The sequence below is a fragment of the Nostoc sp. NZL genome, assembly GCF_015714705.1.
Classification (GTDB): Bacteria; Cyanobacteriota; Cyanobacteriia; order Cyanobacteriales; family Nostocaceae; genus Nostoc; species Nostoc foliaceum_A.
Genome location: NZ_WBKL01000041.1, coordinates 1 through 21,254 on the forward strand (window position 1 = coordinate 1; position 21,254 = coordinate 21,254).

Sequence of the window (21,254 nt, forward strand, 5' to 3'; positions counted from 1 at the left end):
GGGCAGGGGAGAGAACCCCATACATAAATGTATTAAATGTATTTGCTCTGAAACAAGGACGCATTATTTCTTGCGCTTGAGCGTCTCGAAATAAATGTTTTTATCCTGGGCATAAATAAATTTATTTGCTCTGCATCCCTTTTGGCAGGGGAATATTAGAATCTTTCTCCCCTGCTCCCTGCCCCCTGCTCCCCTGCCTCTTCGGTCATTAGTCATTTGTTATTCTCCCCCTGCTCCCTGCCCCATTCCCCAATTCAAATAATTCCCAGTTTGGCTAACCGTTCAATGGTGGCTTGCTGTGTTTCGAGGAAGTGTTTGCGGTCTATTTCTCCCTCCAGCATAGTATTAGCTGGGTAAAAGTGTGATTGATGATAACTTTCGGCGTATAGCTCAAATCGTTGGCGGGCAAGTAAATTATTTAACCCTGGTCGGTGGCGATCGCGGCGTAATGCTCCTAAATCAATCTCTGCAAATGCTGCCATGCTCTCGCCTGCACCTGTCTCTGCTAAAACGATTCCGCGATGGTCAATGATTTTAGAGCCACCATCGGCCGAAGCAATGGGGATAGCAATATTAGCTATCCCGGCAGTATTAGCTGAAACTACGTATGCCATATTTTCGACGGCGCGAGTGATTTTCGCCGCGTCTTTAGGTGTGAGGTTTTTGTTATACACTTCTGAGGTGGAATGGACAAAAATCTCTGCTCCTCGCATCGCTAGACACCGCGCCACTTCTGGATACAAAATTTCTTCTGATGCTAAAGCTGCCAAATTACCAATCGCAGTTTTGGCTACGGGGAAAACTCCCTCTAAACCATAGCAGTCAAGATATTTATCCCAAACATCATGGGGTGTGGGAGCAAATAGGGAATTTAGCCGCCGATAGCGCAAGACAATTGAGCCAGAAGGGTCAAGAATAAAGCAGGTTTGGAAGTACAAGCCGGGAAAGTTGGGGTCAACTTCGTAGGCGTTACCAGCTAAAAAGATTTTGTGCTTTTGGGCAATTTTACCAAGTGCCTCATACTCAGCACCAGCCATTTCTATACAAGCTTTTTCTGCCCATCCTGCTAGAGAATCTCCCATCGGAAAACCAGTAAGGAAATATTCTGGCAGTACAATTAAACGACAATCGAAGCCAATGAAAGCGATACTGGCAGCAATTTGTTGCGCTATACGGTTGATGGAGTTTTGCATGAGCGATCGCGCTTGGAGGCGATCGCTTGTTTGGTTGACTGCATGACAGGTAACTTGCAGTGCTAAAGCGCGGTAGGATTCTGGATTAGTGGGCATGGGGCATTGGGTAGTTATCTTTTTCTAATGACTAATTCGATCGCCACCCCAGAGCGATCGAACAAGTTTATCTGTTAATTCAGACCCAAACATCTGTGCGGCAAATTTATTACCTGGATCACGTTCAGCACTGTTACGGCGTACCAACAAATCACGAGCCGCCAAAGCTTCCCGTGCATCTTCTGGTACAGGTTCAGCTGCATCTACCCAAGTTAGCCAGCGATCGAGGGTTTCATGTGCAAGTGTGCGAGTTAGTTCAAGGGTCTCAAAAGTAGGTGTGCCGGTGTAGCATAAGCTCACAGGCGATTGAAATAGGCGGACATACACACTTTTGCTAGTAAATACTTTTAGGCGCGAATCATCCTGCAACTTTAAGAATGTTTGGTTAACTGGCTCATAGTAGCGATCGAGATATTCCAAATCGGTTAAAAGCTCAGTCCGGGGAATGTAATCTATATAAAAGAAAATATTCGGCAGTGTGCCAAACTCAAAAGCCAAATGAGGAACCTGGATATGCGACTTCAACCAAGTGGTGAGACGCATGGTGCTAAAGCTTGATTTTTCAGGGTTTCCTAACCACGAATGAACTAGCCAGTCAATTTCTTGTCCAGAAAAAGTGGTCAGCGATCCGTTGATATTGCCATCGAGACTGCGGTATTGCTGTAAATCTTGTGTAGAAGAGTCTGGATGTAACTGAAAACGAGCCTCCAGTTTTTGGTAAAGTTCCTTTGTAATTCCCCACAAGTGCTCAAATACAGCTTTATTATCTAGATCAGTTGGTTGCTGAGTCATAGTTTGAGTTTGTTGCTTTATATATAGACTTTATGTTTAGTTTGACACTTTCCGGTGTTTAGCTTGTTGCCCATATTGAGCAAGGCATTCATCGAATTCAGGGTTGTGGTAAACAGCCCATCAACTAAATCATGATAAAGCTATTGCAGTAACATCTTTAGTAAACTATATAAGCCTTCAAGGTTTCCTGGCCCGACGGTGGCATTTATCAAAGCAGACACAATTGATTGACTAAAAGTTATGGCGCTCATAGTTCAAAAATACGGTGGTACATCTGTCGGTTCAGTCGAACGTATTCAAGCTGTTGCACAACGCATTTACAAAACCGTTAAAGCTGGAAACTCTCTGGTTGTAGTGGTTTCCGCAATGGGCAAAACCACCGATGGACTCGTCAAACTAGCTAATGAAATTTCTCCAAATCCTAACCGCCGGGAAATGGATATGCTGCTTTCCACTGGCGAACAAGTAACTATTGCCTTACTGAGTATGGCTTTGCAGGAACTCGGACAACCCGCAATTTCGATGACTGGTGCCCAAGTAGGAATTGTTACTGAAGCTGAATACAGCCGCGCTCGAATTTTACATATTGAAACTACTCGCATTAGCCGCCACATAAATGCCGGAAAAGTAGTTGTAGTAGCAGGTTTTCAAGGCATTTCCAGCGCCGGAGAAATGGAAATTACGACTTTGGGACGTGGTGGTTCTGACACTTCGGCGGTAGCGATCGCAGCCGCATTAAAAGCAAATTTTTGCGAAATTTATACAGACGTTCCAGGGATTTTAACTACAGACCCCCGCTTAGTTGCCGAAGCTCAGTTAATGGATAACATTACCTGTAATGAAATGTTGGAACTAGCTAGTTTAGGGGCAAAGGTGCTGCATCCTAGGGCTGTGGAAATTGCTCGTAACTATGGTGTTCCCCTAGTCGTCAGGTCTAGCTGGACAGATGCCCCCGGTACTTGGGTGACATCAGCTAAACCCCAAGGGCGATCGCTGATCAATCTGGAAATTGCCCGTCCAGTAGATAATGTAGAATTTGACACTGACCAAGCGAAGGTTGCTTTGTTGCGTGTACCCGATAAACCAGGCGTGGCAGCAAGGTTATTTGGCGAAATTTCCCGACAAAAAGTAGACGTAGATTTGATTATTCAGTCAGTTCATGAAGGTAACAGTAATGACATTGCATTTACAGTTACAACACCAATATTAAAACGGGCAGAAGCAGTAGCAGCAGCGATCGCCCCAGCACTGAGGAATCAATCTAACCCCAAATCTGACGAAGCCGAGGTAATGGTAGAACATAACATTGCCAAAGTCAGCATCGCTGGCGCAGGAATGATTGGCCGTCCTGGTGTAGCTGCAAAAATGTTCGCCACCTTAGCCGAAGCTGGCGTAAACATCCAGATGATTTCCACCAGCGAAGTGAAAGTAAGTTGCGTAGTCGATGCAGCCGAATGCGATCGCGCCGTCAGCGCACTCTGCACAGCTTTTGAGATCGAAGTAGGGGACAGTCCATGCACAAATTCTTCTCTGCCCAATTTTCCCCCCGTTCGTGGTGTGGCCTTAGACTTGAACCAAGCGCGTCTTGCTATTCGCCAATTGCCAGATCGGCCGGGGATGGCGGCGAAGTTGTTTGGACTATTAGCGAAACATAATATTAGCGTTGATATGATTATTCAATCTCAGCGCTGTCGGGTGATTGATGGTGTTCCTCGGCGAGATATTGCCTTTACAGTCTCGCGGATCGACGGTGAAAGTGCAAAAGAAATGCTCACCCAAGTAGCAGCAGAGTTAGGATGGGGTGAAGTTGTTTTAGATAGTGCGATCGCTAAGGTGAGTATTGTCGGTGCAGGTATGGTGGGACAACCAGGTGTTGCCGCAAAAATGTTTGAAGCACTAGCCGAACACCAAATTAATATTCAAATGATTGCCACCTCAGAAATTAAAATTAGTTGTGTCGTGGCACAAGAGCAAGGTGTTAAAGCTTTGCAAGCTATTCATGCTGCTTTTGAACTAGCTGGTAGTGAAAAATTTGTCGTACCAGCGTAGAACTAAATTTGGAATTTGGAATTTGGAATTGCTGATTATCTATTTTTGAAATGCCATTTTTCCATCATGGCTACCATTTCCGAAAGCCGACGTTCACCACACCAAACTAAATCAAGTTTTTTGAGTTGTTCCAGGCTAATACCACCATCTTCCTCAGCAATGCGATAATATTCTTTATCTTCCATTGCTGCTAATAAATGCCCAAAAATAATAAGTTCATCGAACTGAGGATTTGTCTCTGGATCGTTCAAGATTAGCATTGCTCGTTCTTGGGACAGTCCTTGGAAAGTATTGACAATAAATCGTGTGGGAAAGTCTGCATCCTTAAGTTGAGGATGACGCGACACTAATCCAGCCAACAACACTCCTAAATAAGCTGCTGCTTGAGAATTACTCAATAACTCCATTTGTTGGATGGCAATCTCAGTCAAATTGCTAAAAAATGCACACCCCAACTGTTGTTCGATGGTAGTAACTGGATCTAAGATTAACGAGGTTTCTAACTGTGCCTCAAATGATGCTTGATCCTCCTGTGGCAATTGGCTAAGTAAGATTTCCTTGGCGCGATCGCCTATGATAATACTGCGATCAGACCCAGAGCTAAAGTCCTTGCCCGGTTCCAAACCTTTACTCACTAAAATTTGAAAGACGTTACTTTGAGCTTTTTCCTCCATCTGTTCATATTGAGCTTGTCCAATAAAAGTTTGACAAAACCAACTGTGGCTGTCAGAGTCGCATTCGACCATTACCTCATTAACAATCAAATCAGTTAACTTTTCCGATCCCAAAATTCTTTGCCACTCTACAATTAAGCTAGTAATAGCAGCTATGTCACGGTAATTGAGCGCCTTAAGCAATTGACGCTTCGCAGTAGCTACCAAGCCTTTTTTTCGCCCAAATACGTTGATTTCCAATTTTTTTATATGGAGTTTTGGATAATTCAAGCTGTTATTTTTTTACCCCATTTGAGGGTTAGGTGTCATGAGTGGGATTGCTGAAGAGTCCGGATCAAAATATCCCCCCCCTATGCATTTACCTATTTTACTAAGTCTAGTTTAACTCACAAATTTTACTTCAGTTTGGTAATATGTAAGCGTATTAAGTCTGTAATATTCGCTTAACAAAGACAAATATTACTAGCAATATGAAGCATTAGCTAATAATTAATACTTTTACATGCCATTCTGGCATTGTTTTTTTTTAATAAATATTTTTTTTAAAAAATAGTTACCAGTAATAACACGTAAGCTATAATCAAGCAATTTATTAATTACATATTTATATTGATGCGTATTCATTTACGAGATGGACGTTACCGAATACTAAAAGCTCTAAATGATGGGGAGAAGGCAAAAACCTATCTAGTGGAGGATGCTAATCTTCCTGACAGCCAATTTATAGTCAAGCAGTTACATACTCCTAGTAGCAATCCTCAAAGTTTAACCAGCCTGCGCCGCTTGTTTGCCAGTAAGGCAGCAACTTTAGAAAAACTGGGGCAGGAACACGACCAAATTCAGAAGCTAATTGCTTATTTTGAAGAAAATGAAGAATTTTATATAGTCCAAGAATTCATACCCGGTAATCCTTTAGCTGACGAAATTATCCAGGGACAACCTCTGAGGGAAGATCAAGTAATTAATCTTTTATCAGAGATATTAAAAGTTTTAGTAATTGTACATAGCTTTGGTGTAATTCATCGGAATATTAAGCCAACAAATATTATTCGCAGGGAGTCAGATAAAAAGTTAGTTTTGGTTGATTTTAGTAATTTTAATGAAGCCATTACTAATACCGTTGATAATCTCGAATATATGCCTATAGAACAGGTTAACGGCAACCTGAAATATAACAGCGATATATATGCTTTAGGTATGGTTGCGATCGCCGCACTTCTAGGTTTACCTGCAAACGAAATATCTAATTTGCGAAATCAGAAAAATCGGCTGACCGACGAAATAGTTTGGCATAACAAAAATACAAAATTTAACAGAAAATTAGTAAAAATTATTAATAGAATGGTACGTTTCGACTATCGTAAGCGTTACCAGTATGCAACCGAAGTTTTAGACGATCTGAAAAAATTAACAAATGTTAAAGATCAGAAAAAACAGCATGATAAAAAATTATTACTAGTTTTGACGGGGATAGCTGGCTGTATAACACTTGGTGTTGGAGCCTGGCAATTGAGGTCGCTAAAACCTGTAAGTGATGCTCAACAGACATTATACCAAGAGGGAGTAAATAAATATGAGGCAGGAAACTATGAAGGGGCAGTTGAAGATTTCAATCAGGCGATTGAATTAGAGCCGCAAAATGCTCTGGCTTATAATCGGCGAGGTGATGCTTATTATCGATTAGGAGACTACGAGCAAGCACAAGCAGATTCTAGCCAAGCCATTTTGCTGAATCCTCAAGATGCTAATGCCTATTTTGACCGAGGATTTGCTTTTTCTGAATTAGGCAAATACAAAGAAGCGATCGCAGACTATACCCAAGCGATTAAATTGAATTCTGAGAATGCTTATGCTTACTATGGCCGGGGGTTAGCTCGTGCTCAAGCGAAGGATAATAAAGGAGCGATTGGAGATTTTAGCAAAGCGATCGCTCTCAAGCCACAGTATACCGAAGCCTACTTACAGCGAGGGATTCTTCGCCGTCGCCTCCGACTTAGACAAGGAGCAATCCAAGATTTTGATACAGTAATTAAGATTAATCCTAGTGATGCCAAAGCTTATTATCAAAGGGGTTTAACTCAATCTATTAATAAGCAAAAATATGCAGCACTTAAAGATTACACAGATGCAATTAACATCAATCCCAAATACATAGAAGCCTATCTGAATCGTGGTGATGTTTACAGTGATTTGGGAAATAAAGTAGAAGCTACTGAAGATTACAACACTATTTTACAGATTGATCCTAAATTTATTGCAGCTTATATTCACAGAGGTATTCACCGTTTTTCTTTCGGAGATTATAAAGACGCGATTGAAGATTACACCGAAGCACTGAAACTAGATCCTAATGATGTAGCAGCTTACAACAACCGTGGTAACGCCTATCTAGAACTGGGAAATAAAAAAGCTGCAAATCAGGATTATTCACGAGCGATCGCAATTAATCCTAACAATGCCTTAGCCTACTATAATCGGGGTGTGATTCGCGCCAAGCAGAAAAATAAACAGGGAGCGATCGCAGATTTCAAAAAAGCTGCAAAACTATTCCAACAGCAAGGAGAAAAAGATAGTTATCAAGATGCACAAAGAGAAATTGCAATTCTGCAAAATAAGTCAGCACCAGCGCCAACTACTCGTCCTAAATCCGGGAAAAGAGAAAAAAATTGAGCTATGACTCAATATAGTTTGTAGTAAGCACTTCAGTGCTTATAAAATCAGGGATAAAGTACTTACTATGAGTTACCGGATTTTCTTATGACTCAATTAGGATACTGTATGCTAACTCTCCTCACTTTTTATCCAGACAGTCTGGAATTATTCAGCAGTAGTGATGTCGATACAGTACTGAAAAGAATTGATGGTTCTCACAATATTTGGTTGCGCTGTATTCACTTCCGCGATCGCACTGGAACCGCCAGAATTATCAATCACTTTGGACTAAATCCATCTCGTGTTGAGATGATTTTTAACCATGCCTCTCTAGGAATTGATGAAGACGTAGAAGATTGTTTATTTGATAGCTATGAAATTCTAACTTCTCAAATAAAAAATAACGAATTTGAGGTTGTGCGTGGCAATATTGTGGTTGGAAATAATTTTATTATCACTTTTGAAATTACAGAATTAAAAATTTTAAGCAATCTAACTAATAATTTACAAAAGCGAACTCCAGATATTCCAAGTCTGGGAATTGACTATCTTTTTTATCTTATTCTAAAATATGTTTTGAATAACTATGATAATGTATTTGATTATATTTCTAGAAAACTTGATGATTTAGAAGATGAAGTGTTAGAAAAATCAGGTGATGAATCAACCTACCAAAAAATTGCCACCATGAGGCAATCTACTCGTTCGGGACGACGTAATTTTCAAAGCATCAAGTTACTTATGGCTATTATGAATAACGAAGATTTCCAATGGATCACCCAGCCAGTGAAGGAACTATTCAATCAAGAATTAGTTCATCAGGTTGATAAACTTTGGCAAGAATATCAATCTCTGAGAGCCTGGATGTCAGAATTAATGGAAATTCAACGCGATAATATTGCTAGCAAAACTGGTGAACGAATTAATCGTTTGACTATCCTCTCGACCATATTCTTACCAATAACTTTCATATCTGGTTTCTATGGTATGAACTTCAAGTATATGCCGGAATTAGATCAGCCTTGGGCTTATCCTGCTGTGATCTGCATGATGGCATTAATTGTATTTAGCAGTATTGCTTATGCTAAAAAACAACGTTGGTTGTAGCATCTATTAAGTTACAGAATATTGTTGGAATAGAAAGTAACCCTAAAACGGTAAATAAACGTGAATCTCCCATTAATTATTCGTGCTGAAAAACACAACGAGAGAACAGCAATCGCTACAACAGATGGAGCATTTACCTATCGAGATTTGCTTTACACTTCCAGTCAAATAGCGGCAAGTCTTCTTCAGAATGCAGAAGACTTACAGGAGGAGCGAGTTGCCTTTCTCATTCCGCCTGGGTTTGAGTATGTAGCCACTCAATGGGGGATTTGGCGTGCTGGTGGCATAGCTGTACCTCTGTGTGTTTCCCATCCGCGCCCAGAATTAGAGTATGTAATTACTAATTCTGGAGCATCGATTATTGTTGCCCATCCTAATTTTGAGGGTATACTGCGATCGCTAGCTGAAGAACACAATTTGCGATTTATCCTCACCTCAGAAACCCTCCCATCTAATATTGGCCGCCTTCCAGAGGTAGATATCACTAGACGCGCTTTAATTCTCTACACTAGCGGTACAACAGGTAAACCCAAGGGTGTGGTTACAACCCATCAAAATATTCAAGCGCAAGTGACTAGCTTAATCACCGCTTGGGAATGGACATTGGATGATCGCATTTTACATATACTGCCTCTACATCATATTCATGGAATTATTAACGTACTGACTTGTGCTTTATGGGCTGGGGCGGAGTGTCAGATGTTGAGCAAGTTTGATGCCGAAACCGTTTGGAACCGAATTTGTGATGGTGACTTAACCCTATTTATGGCAGTACCAACAATTTATGTAAAACTAATTGCTGCTTGGGAAACGGCCTCTAAGGAACGCCAAAAAAGTATGTCAGAAGGCTGTGCTAAGATGCGCCTGATGGTTTCTGGCTCGGCAGCGTTACCAGTTCAAGTTTTAGAAAAATGGCAGACTATCAGCGGCCATTTTCTGCTTGAGCGCTATGGGATGACGGAAATCGGCATGGCGTTATCCAACCCTTTACACGGTGAACGGTTGTCTGGATATGTGGGGAAGCCTCTGCCTGAAGTTGAAGTGAGATTAGTAGATGACAGCGGAGAGTTAGTCCCCGCAGGAACACCAGGAGAAATCCAAGTTAAAGGGCCTGGAGTGTTTCTAGAATATTGGCAAAACCTCCAAGCAACCGCCAAAGCTTTCCAAGATGGCTGGTTCCGTACTGGAGATACCGCCGTAGTTGAGAACGGTAACTACCGAATTTTGGGCCGGATGAGTGTGGATATCATCAAAACCGGAGGGTATAAAGTTTCAGCTTTAGAAATTGAAGAAGCATTGCGATCGCATCCAGATATTCAGGAATGTGCAGTGGTTGGGGTTGCCGATCCAGAGTGGGGTGAGAGGGTGTGTGCCGCGTTAGTATTGCAAGGTTCACAACCTTTAACATTAGAAGCTTTCAGGAGTTGGGCAAAAGAGCGATTGGCAGTTTATAAGGTGCCAACCCAAATTTTGATAGTTGAAGAATTACCGCGCAACACGATGGGGAAAGTTACTAAACCGACAGTGGTTGAGTTATTTTGCTGATAGCGATCATAAACGCTGAACTAGACCTAGAAATTTTCAACTTGCCAATGCTCAAATCCAGAAGAAGCTAGCCCAAATCAGTCTTGATGCCGGATACGAGTTGCCAACCCTTTGTACACCCAGCGAACTAATGGGAGAGTAGATATATGGAAAGATGAAATTCTTGAAGAGATTTATAGAATTCGAGAAGAACATGCAAAGGCTTTCAATTACGATTTACAAGCAATTTGTGATGATTTGCGACAAAAACAAGCTGTAAGTAATCGGCAGATCATTTCACAGCCACTCAAACAACCCAGTCGCCAAAATAACAAATGCGAACGCCGAAATAACAAATGCGAATGTCAAAATAACAAATGAGTTCGCCGAAATAACAAATGCGAACGCTGAAATAGCAAATGAGTTCGCCGAAATAACAATTGCGAACGCCGAAATAGCAAATGCGAACGCCGAAATAGCAAATGAGTTCGCCGAAATAACAATTGCGAACGCCGAAATAGCAAATGAGTTCGCCGAAATAGCAAATGAGTTCGCTGAAATAGCAAATGAGTTCGCCGAAATAACAATTGCGTAGGCGTAGCCAGCCGTAGGCATCGCTCCTATCTAGTTTCCCACCCCTTTGGAGGTTTAGGCGGACACCAGAAGAGGTTTTTGCTAGACACCCCAAGGGAATCCAGAATTCCTCGCATTACCTCTGTGCAGTACATCCAGTGTCCCAAATCGTCATACATGCGATCGGGATTAAACTCGACATTGTAGTGCAGCACATTGGGAAGGTCTAAAAACTCATCATCGCTTTGGGGAGAAAGAAGTAAGAGATTAAATGGTTTTCCCTGGCATTGTTTTTGCAGCTTGTTGACTAAATCTATCACACCACCGCGATCGCTAATTCCGGTGCGGACGAAAAGCACTTTGTCGCAGTGCCGCAGTGCGTACCAAAACCTTTCGGAACGTGCTGTGTAACGAACGCGCATCCGTTCATGGACAGGAGACATATCGCTCGTTGGGTCGTCTGTCTCCTCAACTTCATGGGCAAAAGACAAACCCGACCATTTACTATGGTAGATTCTGCCTGCATCTGGGCTGTAGTGTAGGAAGGCAGGGTTCCACATATCATAAAAACCATTTTCGATCGCATCCGCAACATCTGCAATATTGGTGGTGCGCGTTAGATCAAAGGGAAAAGCAGGGCCATCATATTCCATCTTATACAGCATCATCCGGACGGCACAGCGATCGCCAAGGGGAAGAATCGCCACACGGCTGATATCCGATAACTGACATTTGTATTGGAAAAACACCGCAGACTTGGGTGGTGCTTTCACCCGACTTTCTAGCCCATCGTTGCCAATCATCATGGTGCGAAAGGGGGCATCGGGATAAAGTGGATCTTCATAGATACCCGATGGCATGGCTTTAAGTGCGTTGCAAACCTCCGTCCACATCGGCTGGATGTTGTACTCGTTGTCTGATTCGTTGATCACCCAGAGGTGTTGTTTGTCCGGTTGCAAAATTCCCAAATGTCCGTCATAGAACAAAACTTGTGAGTTGTTGGGCGAAAAAAGATTGAAGGCGGCGCTATATTCTAAGTCGGCACCAGGGGGGATATTTACTGTGGTGGCGATCGCGCCATCCTCTACAGCAAAGAAGGGGAGCGTCCCTGGTTGGGTATTCTTCGTAATGTAGATACCCGGTATCAATCCAGCCTTACTTTGCAGTGCAGTTTGTAGTTCCTGCCAATAGGGAGCGATCGTGTAGCTGTATTGTGATCGATTAATGATCCGTAAACGCTTCTCTTCCATACAGACAGAGACATGAAAGCCTACATTGTCAAAGTAGATGGGAAATTCACTCGGTTGTCGGAAGCGTTGTTTTTCTTTTGCCAATTCACCTTTGTTGATGTCAAATAAGTGATGGTCGATCTGCTGATACATAAGGCTGTGACCAACCGTGTTCGGGTGAGCCGGATCAAAGGATGTCCCTGCTTTCCATCGTCCTTGCCCATCATCCACGGCTGCCAACCAATCCAGTACGGTTACATCCCAACGAAGCATCCGCTTGTGTGTGTCTCGGATCAGCCAGTAATGTTCCAGGGAATAGTCGCCATTAGGATAGACACCGCCCAAAATCGGAATAGCCCCAATGTCCCGCGTCATTTTTACCAGCTGCTGCAAACCACTTTCAAACCGCCGTTGTATTGCCCGCCGTTCATGAGGGGGACAGTAGGCTAAACCTTCGTTACCTAGAGATAAGGCTATGATTACAATATCCGGTTTTTCTGGGGTGACAAACCAGGGAAATCGAGCGATCGTTCTGCTGACATTCGCCCCCACTTCGGACACATTCACAAGTTGATGCCCATACTTTTGCTGTAAAGCCTGTGCCAATAACCAAACCCAACCTTTCAAAAACCAGGCTTTATGACCTAATGCAACGGAACTGCCAATGACCACGATTTTGAGTTTCTCAGCCTCTTCGTTCAGGGGAATCTTGACAGCCGACTTCTCGATGTATCCAAAGGGGTAAGGTTGTAAATAACCGAATGCGCCATCATCTACAATAATCGTGCTGGAATGATCGTTAGGGTCAATCGGTATCCAGCGGTTTGTATCTAGTAAACTTTCCCATCGGGCATTGCCGTTTGCATCGAGACGCACATATTTATATTCAACCCTCTGGCGATTGCCCAATTCTAAAGACGGCTGAATGTCAATTTCTATATCTATCCACCATAAAGGATAATGATCGCCACTTGTACGCAGGTAGACACATTTCTTGATGTCCCAGAGTCCCAACTCTGGAGTAGAACCGACAAGACCGATGGATTCGCCCGTTTGCGTGTATCCATTTATCTGGAATCGATACATAAAGCTTATCCTGATTTAGTGAGTACGATACCAGACAGAAAGGCTGAATCCTTGAACCTGTTTTAGCAAGATCACGTAGAACTCTTAAAAATTGCGTATTAATTTTCTTAAGTATATTGATGCTCTGATTTATATTACAATACAGTTCAGTTAAGCATTTCTTCTCTTTCTTCTCTTCCTTTGCGCCCTTTGCGCCCTTTGCGGTAGCCTGCGGCAAGCCGCTCCGCGTCTACGTTAAAAAATTGACTGTGTTTGACAAAGAGTTAAGCCTTAACCCAAGCGTATTGATTTACATTACCCAAAGCTATCAGCAGTCAAGCTTTTCAAAAATTATTTGGATTTTTATAGAAGATATAAAATAAAGGATATTGCATTAAAAGTTTTGGCACAACTAAGAACAAATCAAAAAAAGGATAAGGTTAAGTTAAATTTTTGCTTCAGTCCTTATCTAGAAACCTTATTGAGACGTAGCAGTGCTACGTCTCTTTTTCACCAGATGTCTAATGAACTGTCCCTCTTAATGATTCAGCATCAACAGGTTTGATTAGGTAAGTCTGCAATAAATGCCCAACAATGAAGGCTATTAAGGGTAATTTTTGGCAGAATTTTACAATTGGTGAGCGATCGCTCTTGTTAATCTCTGCTAGTTTCAGATTAAGGTCAAAACACTTCTCCAACCGTCGGAAAAACTCTGGGTGATTTGTATTTAAAATCAACGGAAAAGCCCGTGCGGCGGTGTTATTCGTCTCTTCAATGACTCTAGTATTATATTCGCGCGGGTCTATCCCAATAGATTGATAAAAGGTGGCGCGTTCAAATACTGTCAATGTGTGAGTAGCAAAAACACTCAGCAAAAAGAAACGTACCCATAATCTAGCTCTCCAATTGTTCCATAGTTGAGGTTGCGATCGCAGCAGCGCTTTAAAGAAATCTCCATGTCGATTTTCATCCTGACACCAACTCTCAAACTTGCGAAAGAGAGGATAAATTTGGTGTTCTGGATGTTTTTCCATGTGACGATACACTAAAATGTAGCGCCAGTAGCCAATTTTCTCGGATAGGTAGACTGTGTAAATAATCCACTCTGGCGGAAAGAAGGTATAAGTGCGATTTTTGGTTAAATAACTTAAGTCAAGAGAAAGATTAAAATCTGCCATTGACTTATTCAAAAATCCCGCATGGCGTGCTTCATCCCGCGCCATAAAATTAAAAGCATCTGCCAGAATCGGATTGCGGTTTTTCAGACGGCGCGATAATTCTTTGAACAGCAGAAATCCAGAAAACTCTGATGTGCAGGAACGTTCCAAAAAGTCAATAAAGGCGGCACGCGTTTCTCCATCAATGTGATCCCAACACTGCTGAAATTCTTCATCACGGACAAAGTGATGACGGTTATAGTCTGCTCGTAACTCCTCTACAATTGCTAGTAACTCAGCCTCCTGGGACGAAATATCCAACTGCGCCGCAGCTTCAAAGTCAGTGGTATAAAACCGGGGTGTTAATAATGTTTCTTGAACAGGCGCTTTTACACCTGGCTTCAGCAACTCAGGTTGTGAGGTTTCCAGAGACTTAACCATGAGAATCCTTTGATTATTTCATCCTTTAAAAGTTATATAAGCATAAATAGCTGTTTGTAAGCATCAGTTAAATTATTGAAAGCAAGTTGTGAGAAATAAACTTATTAACTGTTGTTTCAGGAGAGTTTAAATGCCTATTCCCCAACCAGTTTTGTTACTACTCAAGTGGGATGTGCCTAAAGGTGAAAATCAGAAAAACCTAAATAAATACTAATATCTTTATAGTTATATATAAATTAATAGTTAAATAATCTTAGGAGAAATAAAAATAGCTGGGATTTGCATCGGCAGTGGTACTTGCCAGATAGTAGTAATGCAGATCCTTTCTAAACCTAGAATAACAATCTTTTAGCTGGCCCTGGCAAGCATCCTGAGTCGGTGACTGCCCAGAAACCTTGCCCTTGAACACGAAGGAAGCAACAATGAGTAGTAATCTAGCCATCAAACTGCGCTCTGGAACTCAACAAGCCCACACATCTGCGGAAAATGTGGGATTCATGAAATGTTTTTTGAAAGGAGTTGTGGATAGAGACTGCTTCGCCAAGTTCTTAAGCAACTTGTATTACGTTTACAGCGAACTAGAAGCAGCATTAGAAAGCCATGTAAAGCATCCTGTGATTAGTGCAGTTTACTTTCCAGAACTTAATCGCCAATCGTCGCTCGAAAAAGACATGGTGTTCTATTATGGGAATAATTGGAGGCAGCAAGTTACAGCCTCACCCGTTACCCAGAGCTATATTGGCCGCATTCGGGAAATTTCTGTTAGTGAACCAGCCTTATTGCTAGGTCATGCCTACACTCGCTACATGGGCGACCTCTCTGGAGGTCAAATGCTACAAAAAGTTGCTCAGTCAGCCCTGAAGCTTTCTGGCTATGAAGGCACATCCTTTTACAATTTTGAGCAAATTCCTGACAAAAAGGCATTTAAGGATAAGTATCGTCAGGCATTAAATGGATTATCCATTGATGATATAACAGCAGAACGGATTGTTGCAGAAGCTAATAATTCCTTTGGGTTCAATTTACAGATGGCTCAAGAGTTAGAAGGAAGTTTAATTAAAGCACTCGGTCAAGTTCTGTTTAATAGCCTCACTCGTTCCCAAAATTCAGGTAGTACTGAAGTAACTGCGGCTAATTAAGTTAGTCATTAGTCATTGGAGTTAGGAGTTAAGAGTTAGGAGTTAGTAATTATTCTGCTACCCTGTGGCGGAAGTTTGCCTAGCTTTTTCCCTCATCTCCCTCATCTTCCTCATCTTCCCCACTCCCAACTCCCCTCATTCATTGGAAAGCAACTAAATGGTTTTTCTATTACCTGGTGTAAAGTTTGATCTGGATCTGATCCAAAAGTACGACACTCGCGCACCTAGATACACCAGTTACCCACCCGCTACAGAGTTAAGCGAAACATTCACTGAAACTGATTTTAAGGCCGCGATCGCAGCATCGAATCAACGCAAAACTCCTCTTTCTCTATATTTCCATATCCCCTTTTGCCAAAGTGCTTGCTACTTCTGCGGCTGTAACACGGTAATTTCCAATAACAAGAATATTGCTAAACCTTACGTGGAGTCTTTGGTTCAAGACATTAAAAACACCGCAGCCTTAATCGATCCAGACAGAAAAGTGCTACAAATTCACTGGGGAGGCGGTACTCCTAATTACTTGGATCGTCATCAAATAGAATTTTTATGGAAAAATATAAATCGTCATTTCAACATCGATCCACAAGCAGAAATCTCAATTGAGATTAATCCCCGTTATATCGATAAAAACTACATTTTCTTTTTGAGAGAGATTGGGTTTAACCGTATTAGTTTTGGCATTCAGGATTTTAATAGCCAAGTTCAAGTAGCTGTAAATCGTGTCCAGCCGGAAGAAATGCTTTTTGATGTCATGAGTTGGGTCAAAGAAGCTAAGTTTGAAAGTGTGAATGTAGACCTAATTTATGGTTTACCCTATCAAACCCGCGATACATTTCGCGAGACGCTGAAAAAGACTATTGAATTAGATCCTGACCGAATTGTTGTCTTTAACTTTGCTTATGTACCGTGGCTAAAACCAACACAAAAAAATATTCCTCAAGAGGCGCTACCCCCAGCAGAGGAAAAGTTAGAGATTCTGAAAATGACCATTGAAGAATTGACTAATAACCAATATCTATTTATTGGTATGGATCATTTTGCTAAGACTAATGATGAACTAGCGATCGCTCAACGTAATGGCACTCTCAAACGCAATTTCCAGGGCTACACTACCCACGCTGAAACAGAACTCTTTGGTTTTGGTTCTACATCCATCAGTATGTTAGAAGATGCTTATGCCCAAAACCACAAGGAATTAAAGGATTATTATCAGACACTTGCAGCAGGTGCTTTACCTGTTAGTAAAGGTGTCAAGCTTACTCAAAATGATATTATCAGGCGGGACGTGATCATGGGTATCATGTCTCACTTCCAGTTACATAAGCAAGATGTTGAAAACAAATATAATATCAGTTTTGATGAATATTTCTCTGAGGAGCTAGAGGCATTAAAACCACTAGAAGCTGATGGTCTAGTTAGTTTATCAAAAAATCAGATTCAGATTACCGACATCGGTAGATTACTAGTAAGAAATATTGCCGTCATCTTTGATACTCACACAAAAATGCGAGAGACAAAATTTTCCCGCGCCATTTAATATTCCTTCTGTAAATATTGGCTACATATTATCCCCTCAATCTACCTTTAAAATAATGGCTGAGGGGATTTAACTAATTACGAATTATTTTAACGCATCTCCAAAAAGCTAGATAAAATTTTTATGTCTTAAGATAGATATCAAATAACACAAAACAATTGATTAATGTTGTATTGCTATACTGCTAATCAGGTTTAGAATTATATATTAATAATCAATTAATTCATCTATTACAAAAAATTTTATTTGGCGTTTATAGCATAAGAATGCCAAATATCATCCAGTTTTGATGTAATCTCTTTTCCTTTGTCTAACTTTTGGATTTAGCATTTATCCCATCTGATAGAAAGAATTTTGGCTCAGAGTTGATAACTTAAATACAAGTGAAGTCTTTCTCTTCTGTTACATCATAATTTTTGGAAGTCTAATCGTATGTTTTTTCACAAAAAAGAACCTATTCATGCAGTTAACGTTAGTGAACCAAACCCTCGTTTTGCTCAGTTGCTTTTAGAGCAGTTTGGTGGAGCTACTGGAGAACTTAGTGCAGCACTTCAATATTGGGTTCAATCATTCCATGTCGAGAATGCTGGAATTAAAGATATGCTCCAAGACATTGCGATCGAGGAATTCAGCCATTTAGAAATGGTTGGTAAACTCATCGAAGCTCATACTAAGAATACAGATCAAACAGAGGCTTATAAGAGTACTCTCTTTGCTGTCAGAGGTATTGGGCCTCATTTCCTAGATAGTCAGGGTAATGCTTGGACTGCAACTTACTTGAATGAAGGTGGAGATGTAGTGCGTGATTTAAGAGCTAACGTTGCAGCTGAAGCTGGTGCTCGTCAGACTTACGAAGAGTTAATTAAGTTGGCAACTGACAAAGGAACCCAAGAGACTTTAGTCCATCTGTTAACACGAGAAATTTCTCATACCCAGATGTTTATGAAAGCTCTAGATTCGCTAGGTAAGTTGACAGATCCATTCTTTGGTAATATTAAACCAGATGAAACTGTTGCTCTCTACTACAACCTATCTACAGATGGTAATGGTCAAGATGAGCGTGGCCCTTGGAATTCTGAACCAACATTCAAATACATTGCAAATCCGTTAGAAAGTCACTCTTAATGGTCGTTAACTGATGACTGTTGACAGTTAACAGTCATCAGTCATTAGGTAAATGTACAAATTAAATGCGTAACAGCTTATCCACCTCAGGTATTTTTTAGGGGAAATTTATCTTTGTCCAACCTATGACAATCCTAAATTATTTGTAAACAACCAGATTTCCGACTTCTTAAAGAAGTCGGGAATCTAAGCCAAGTAGTATTTGCTGATATTCATTTGGATACAACAAGCGTTTCGGACATATATCTCTGCGCTACGAAGAATGGACTATCCTAGACTTAATAGAAAATGGCTATAAATATTTAATTTAGCCACACTCAAGAAGTCAGAGCGATCGCCTCTTCAATATTTATCCCGACGTTTCTGGATTCAGAAATGAATTCAACTCAAAATCAAAACTGAGAATCAGGAGATTGGTTTGTGATTGTCAACGCCACACCAAATGGTTGGGAAGTCATTTATCATCGTGCCCATGCTTTATTAGCAGCTCAACTCGCAGGACAGTGGCGACGTAAAGATGCGCCAGCAAGGTTATACGAAACCGTCGCTGCAATTTCCCATCACGATGATCTAGAAAAAGAGTGGGAAGAGGACATTATTACTGAAGCGGGTGCGCCAAAGGACTTCACTCTCGCCACAAAGAAGGATGCAGAGATTGGTGTTAAGAAATTGGCTGATCTGGCAAAGAATGCCCGCTACCGAGGACGGTGGGTGGCTCTACTCATTTCCATGCACATCAGCCGTTTAAATGAGCCAAGTCGTGGTCAGCTTTCAGAACTAGATAAACTTTTAGATGAGCAACTTCAAAATCAGCAACGTTGGCGCAAGGAACTGGGCATCGAAAAGGAACAAGTAGATGCAGCCTATGCATTTATGCAATGGTGCGATCGCCTTTCTCTCATCTTATGTCAGCAAGAACTACCAGACGATGAGCGGTTTTTAGAAATTAGTAAGGGCCCTGAAGGTCAGCGCTATGACATCATGCAGCGCAGTGATAATTTGGTTGTTGTCAAACCCTGGCCCTTCCAAGAGGATAAATTCACGGTCAATGTCGAAGCCTGCGACCTCTCCCAGGTAAAATTTGAAAGCAGTGCCGAACTAACTCAAGCACTACAAGAAGCTCCTATCAAGATACTAGAGTGGACATTCGTTAAGAATTAGATATTTGTCACTGCCATAGTCAGTAATAAAAGCCCCCATATGGGGGCTTTTGGTATTGGAAAAGCTTCTACAGCATTCACTGGAGAAATTTGCTCACCCATACTTGTCAATCCACTGAAAATGATTATCATTTATATATGAGTGTACCAATCATAACTGTCGTTGCTGGCCCGGCTGGATGTGGCAAAACTACTTGGATTTGCCAACAGATGTCCAATACCACTTCTAGTAAAAACGTAATTTATTTTAGTCCTGGCACTGGGAATGTTCCTATTGATCAGACACGCGTGGCTGCGGAATTCCCAGAGTTAAAAGTCTTTGGGGATGGGCAAGAAGTTGAGTTTATCAACCAGCTAGTAGCTACGGAACTTGCCTATATTGAACTAGGGTTTTACTTAGAATTAGGCGCAATTGAGCAAATATTAGACAACTTATCTTACAGGGCGATCGCCATTCTACCATCGCACCTCAAAGATTCGGAATATCATACCTGGGCAGAGAAAATTATCACAGGCGCAGATGTAGATAGTAGCATTGCCCAAACTCAACTATGGCGTGCGCCAACCAGTGGTCAAGTTATTGACGAAGACAGTTTAAACGAGTTTTGGTACGAAATTACCCACGGCGCTTACGGCCACGTTTCCCGTGCTAAGGGAATTTTTGATGTTGCTGATGGACGTTCACTATACGCAGATTTTGTGGCGGGTATCTCGGCAACTGATTTTTTAGAATTAGACCTACCACGCCATTTAGAAGGTAGACCACAGCGCTTCAGTGGGATGGAAGTATTGGGACAAAACTTGGATGAGTCTGCAATTAGACAAACCTTGCAAGATTGCTATTTGTCAGAAACTGCGATCGCACAATACCAAGAACAGGTAAAACAAATCTTAATTGAGGAGAGTATACAGTGAAATTCGCGGTTATGTCATGTATTCATGGCAACTATGAAGCTTTGGATGCGGTATTGTTAGATAGCGATCGCCAAAAAGCTGAGAAAATCTTTTGTCTTGGCGATTTGGTTGGATATGGGCCCTATCCAAATGCTGTAGTTGAACAAATTCGTTCCCTTGATATTCCTACTTGCGCGGGGTGTTGGGATGAAGATATCGTCGAAGGGCTGAATGCTTATGATTGCAGTTATCCCTCTTTATTGGCTGAAAAACGTGGCAAAATCGCCCACGAGTGGACAAATAACGAAATTCATTCAGAACACCGCGAATTCTTAAGCCAATTACCCCATAGTTTACGTGAGGGAAATTTGGCGTTTGTTCATGGTAGTCCCCACAGCAATCACGAATATTTATTACCAGAACTTGATGCTTATGCCGCTCTAGAGCGAGTACTTTCCACAGAAGCGGATGTGCTATTTTGCGGACATACTCATGTACCTTATGTGCGTAACTTGGATGCAGGCAGTTTACAGGTTCGTGTCAAAGGTGAAACAGCAGAAGAACAGCCACTCAGTTTCACTACCTCCCTCAAGCGAATTATTAATGTAGGTTCCGTGGGAGAACCTCGACACGGGCGACCAAATGCGACATATGTGATTTATGACACAGAAAGTCAAGAAGTGAATTTGCGGGAAGTACCTTACGATTATCAAAAAACCTGTGCGGCAATTATCGAAAAGGGTTTACCGCCAGTTTTTGCTTGGCGTTTGGCGCAAGGATTGGAATTTGCAGAAAGGGCTGATGACCCGACTCATGTTTGTACGAGGTAAAGAAGAGCGAGGGA

16 protein-coding genes and 1 pseudogene are annotated in these 21,254 nt (G+C 41.6%); 11 read left to right on the forward strand and 6 right to left on the reverse strand.

Annotation, left to right across the window (positions count from 1 at the left end; translation table 11 throughout):
* Positions 1–254 precede the first annotated feature (254 nt).
* On the reverse strand, positions 255–1,289 hold the full coding sequence (locus tag F8R90_RS05750; protein ID WP_196509956.1) for a nitrilase-related carbon-nitrogen hydrolase: 1,035 nt from the start codon (positions 1,287–1,289) through the stop codon (positions 255–257).
* 24 nt (positions 1,290–1,313) lie between these two features.
* Positions 1,314–2,081, reverse strand: coding sequence for a red chlorophyll catabolite reductase (locus F8R90_RS05755; RefSeq protein ID WP_196509957.1), 768 nt, complete (start codon positions 2,079–2,081; stop codon positions 1,314–1,316).
* Positions 2,082–2,321: 240 nt separating this feature from the next.
* Here F8R90_RS05755 and F8R90_RS05760 point away from each other — a divergent pair, with 240 nt between their 5' ends.
* A complete protein-coding gene (locus F8R90_RS05760; RefSeq protein ID WP_196509958.1) occupies positions 2,322–4,130 on the forward strand; it encodes an aspartate kinase in 1,809 nt (602 codons plus the stop codon).
* Between the two features lie 35 nt (positions 4,131–4,165).
* On the opposite strand, the gene F8R90_RS05765 is transcribed toward F8R90_RS05760, so the two are convergent.
* A complete protein-coding gene (locus F8R90_RS05765) occupies positions 4,166–5,044 on the reverse strand; it encodes a hypothetical protein (RefSeq protein ID WP_196509959.1) in 879 nt (292 codons plus the stop codon).
* 372 nt (positions 5,045–5,416) lie between these two features.
* On the opposite strand from F8R90_RS05765, the gene F8R90_RS05770 reads away from it, so the two are divergent.
* From F8R90_RS05770 to F8R90_RS32675, 4 genes and pseudogenes are all read left to right on the forward strand, one after another.
* A complete protein-coding gene (locus tag F8R90_RS05770; RefSeq protein WP_196509960.1) occupies positions 5,417–7,474 on the forward strand; it encodes a serine/threonine-protein kinase in 2,058 nt (685 codons plus the stop codon).
* Positions 7,475–7,582: 108 nt separating this feature from the next.
* Positions 7,583–8,563, forward strand: coding sequence for a magnesium transporter CorA family protein (locus F8R90_RS05775; RefSeq protein ID WP_196509989.1), 981 nt, complete (start codon positions 7,583–7,585; stop codon positions 8,561–8,563).
* A gap of 60 nt (positions 8,564–8,623) precedes the next feature.
* Positions 8,624–10,108 carry an acyl-CoA synthetase gene (locus F8R90_RS05780; RefSeq protein ID WP_196509961.1) on the forward strand — a complete coding sequence of 495 codons (1,485 nt, stop codon included), beginning with the start codon at positions 8,624–8,626 and terminating at the stop codon, positions 10,106–10,108.
* A gap of 40 nt (positions 10,109–10,148) precedes the next feature.
* Positions 10,149–10,250, forward strand: a pseudogene (locus tag F8R90_RS32675) (type II toxin-antitoxin system VapC family toxin); the annotation flags it as partial.
* Positions 10,251–10,384: 134 nt separating this feature from the next.
* Here F8R90_RS32675 and F8R90_RS05785 read toward each other — a convergent pair.
* The 3 genes from F8R90_RS05785 to acsF all read right to left on the reverse strand — a co-directional run bounded on the left by F8R90_RS05785 (position 10,385) and on the right by acsF (position 14,552).
* Positions 10,385–10,702 carry a hypothetical protein gene (locus F8R90_RS05785; RefSeq protein ID WP_196509962.1) on the reverse strand — a complete coding sequence of 106 codons (318 nt, stop codon included), beginning with the start codon at positions 10,700–10,702 and terminating at the stop codon, positions 10,385–10,387.
* A 5-nt stretch (positions 10,703–10,707) separates the two neighbouring features.
* The gene (locus tag F8R90_RS05790) at positions 10,708–12,975 is read right to left on the reverse strand and encodes a DUF1796 family putative cysteine peptidase (RefSeq protein ID WP_196509963.1); all 2,268 of its coding nucleotides are present in this window, start codon (positions 12,973–12,975) and stop codon (positions 10,708–10,710) included.
* A 500-nt stretch (positions 12,976–13,475) separates the two neighbouring features.
* Positions 13,476–14,552, reverse strand: a complete 1,077-nt coding sequence (acsF, locus tag F8R90_RS05795) for a magnesium-protoporphyrin IX monomethyl ester (oxidative) cyclase (protein ID WP_196509964.1) — start codon at positions 14,550–14,552, stop codon at positions 13,476–13,478.
* 422 nt (positions 14,553–14,974) lie between these two features.
* Between acsF and F8R90_RS05800 the strand changes: the two genes are divergently transcribed.
* The 6 genes from F8R90_RS05800 (at position 14,975) to F8R90_RS05825 (ending at position 21,240) form a co-directional block, all read left to right on the forward strand.
* The gene (locus F8R90_RS05800) at positions 14,975–15,691 is read left to right on the forward strand and encodes a biliverdin-producing heme oxygenase (protein ID WP_196509965.1); all 717 of its coding nucleotides are present in this window, start codon (positions 14,975–14,977) and stop codon (positions 15,689–15,691) included.
* 157 nt (positions 15,692–15,848) lie between these two features.
* Positions 15,849–17,231: an oxygen-independent coproporphyrinogen III oxidase gene (gene hemN, locus F8R90_RS05805; RefSeq protein WP_196509966.1), complete on the forward strand. Its 1,383-nt coding sequence runs from the start codon at positions 15,849–15,851 to the stop codon at positions 17,229–17,231.
* Positions 17,232–17,663: 432 nt separating this feature from the next.
* Positions 17,664–18,356, forward strand: a complete 693-nt coding sequence (locus F8R90_RS05810; protein WP_196509967.1) for a manganese catalase family protein — start codon at positions 17,664–17,666, stop codon at positions 18,354–18,356.
* Positions 18,357–18,776: 420 nt separating this feature from the next.
* Positions 18,777–19,517 carry a DUF3891 family protein gene (locus tag F8R90_RS05815; RefSeq protein WP_196509968.1) on the forward strand — a complete coding sequence of 247 codons (741 nt, stop codon included), beginning with the start codon at positions 18,777–18,779 and terminating at the stop codon, positions 19,515–19,517.
* A gap of 137 nt (positions 19,518–19,654) precedes the next feature.
* Complete coding sequence (locus F8R90_RS05820; protein ID WP_196509969.1) at positions 19,655–20,431, forward strand: GTP-binding protein; 777 nt, start codon at positions 19,655–19,657, stop codon at positions 20,429–20,431.
* Positions 20,428–21,240, forward strand: a complete 813-nt coding sequence (locus F8R90_RS05825) for a metallophosphoesterase family protein (RefSeq protein ID WP_196509970.1) — start codon at positions 20,428–20,430, stop codon at positions 21,238–21,240. Before F8R90_RS05820 ends, F8R90_RS05825 begins: the two co-directional genes overlap by 4 nt.
* Positions 21,241–21,254: the final 14 nt, after the last annotated feature.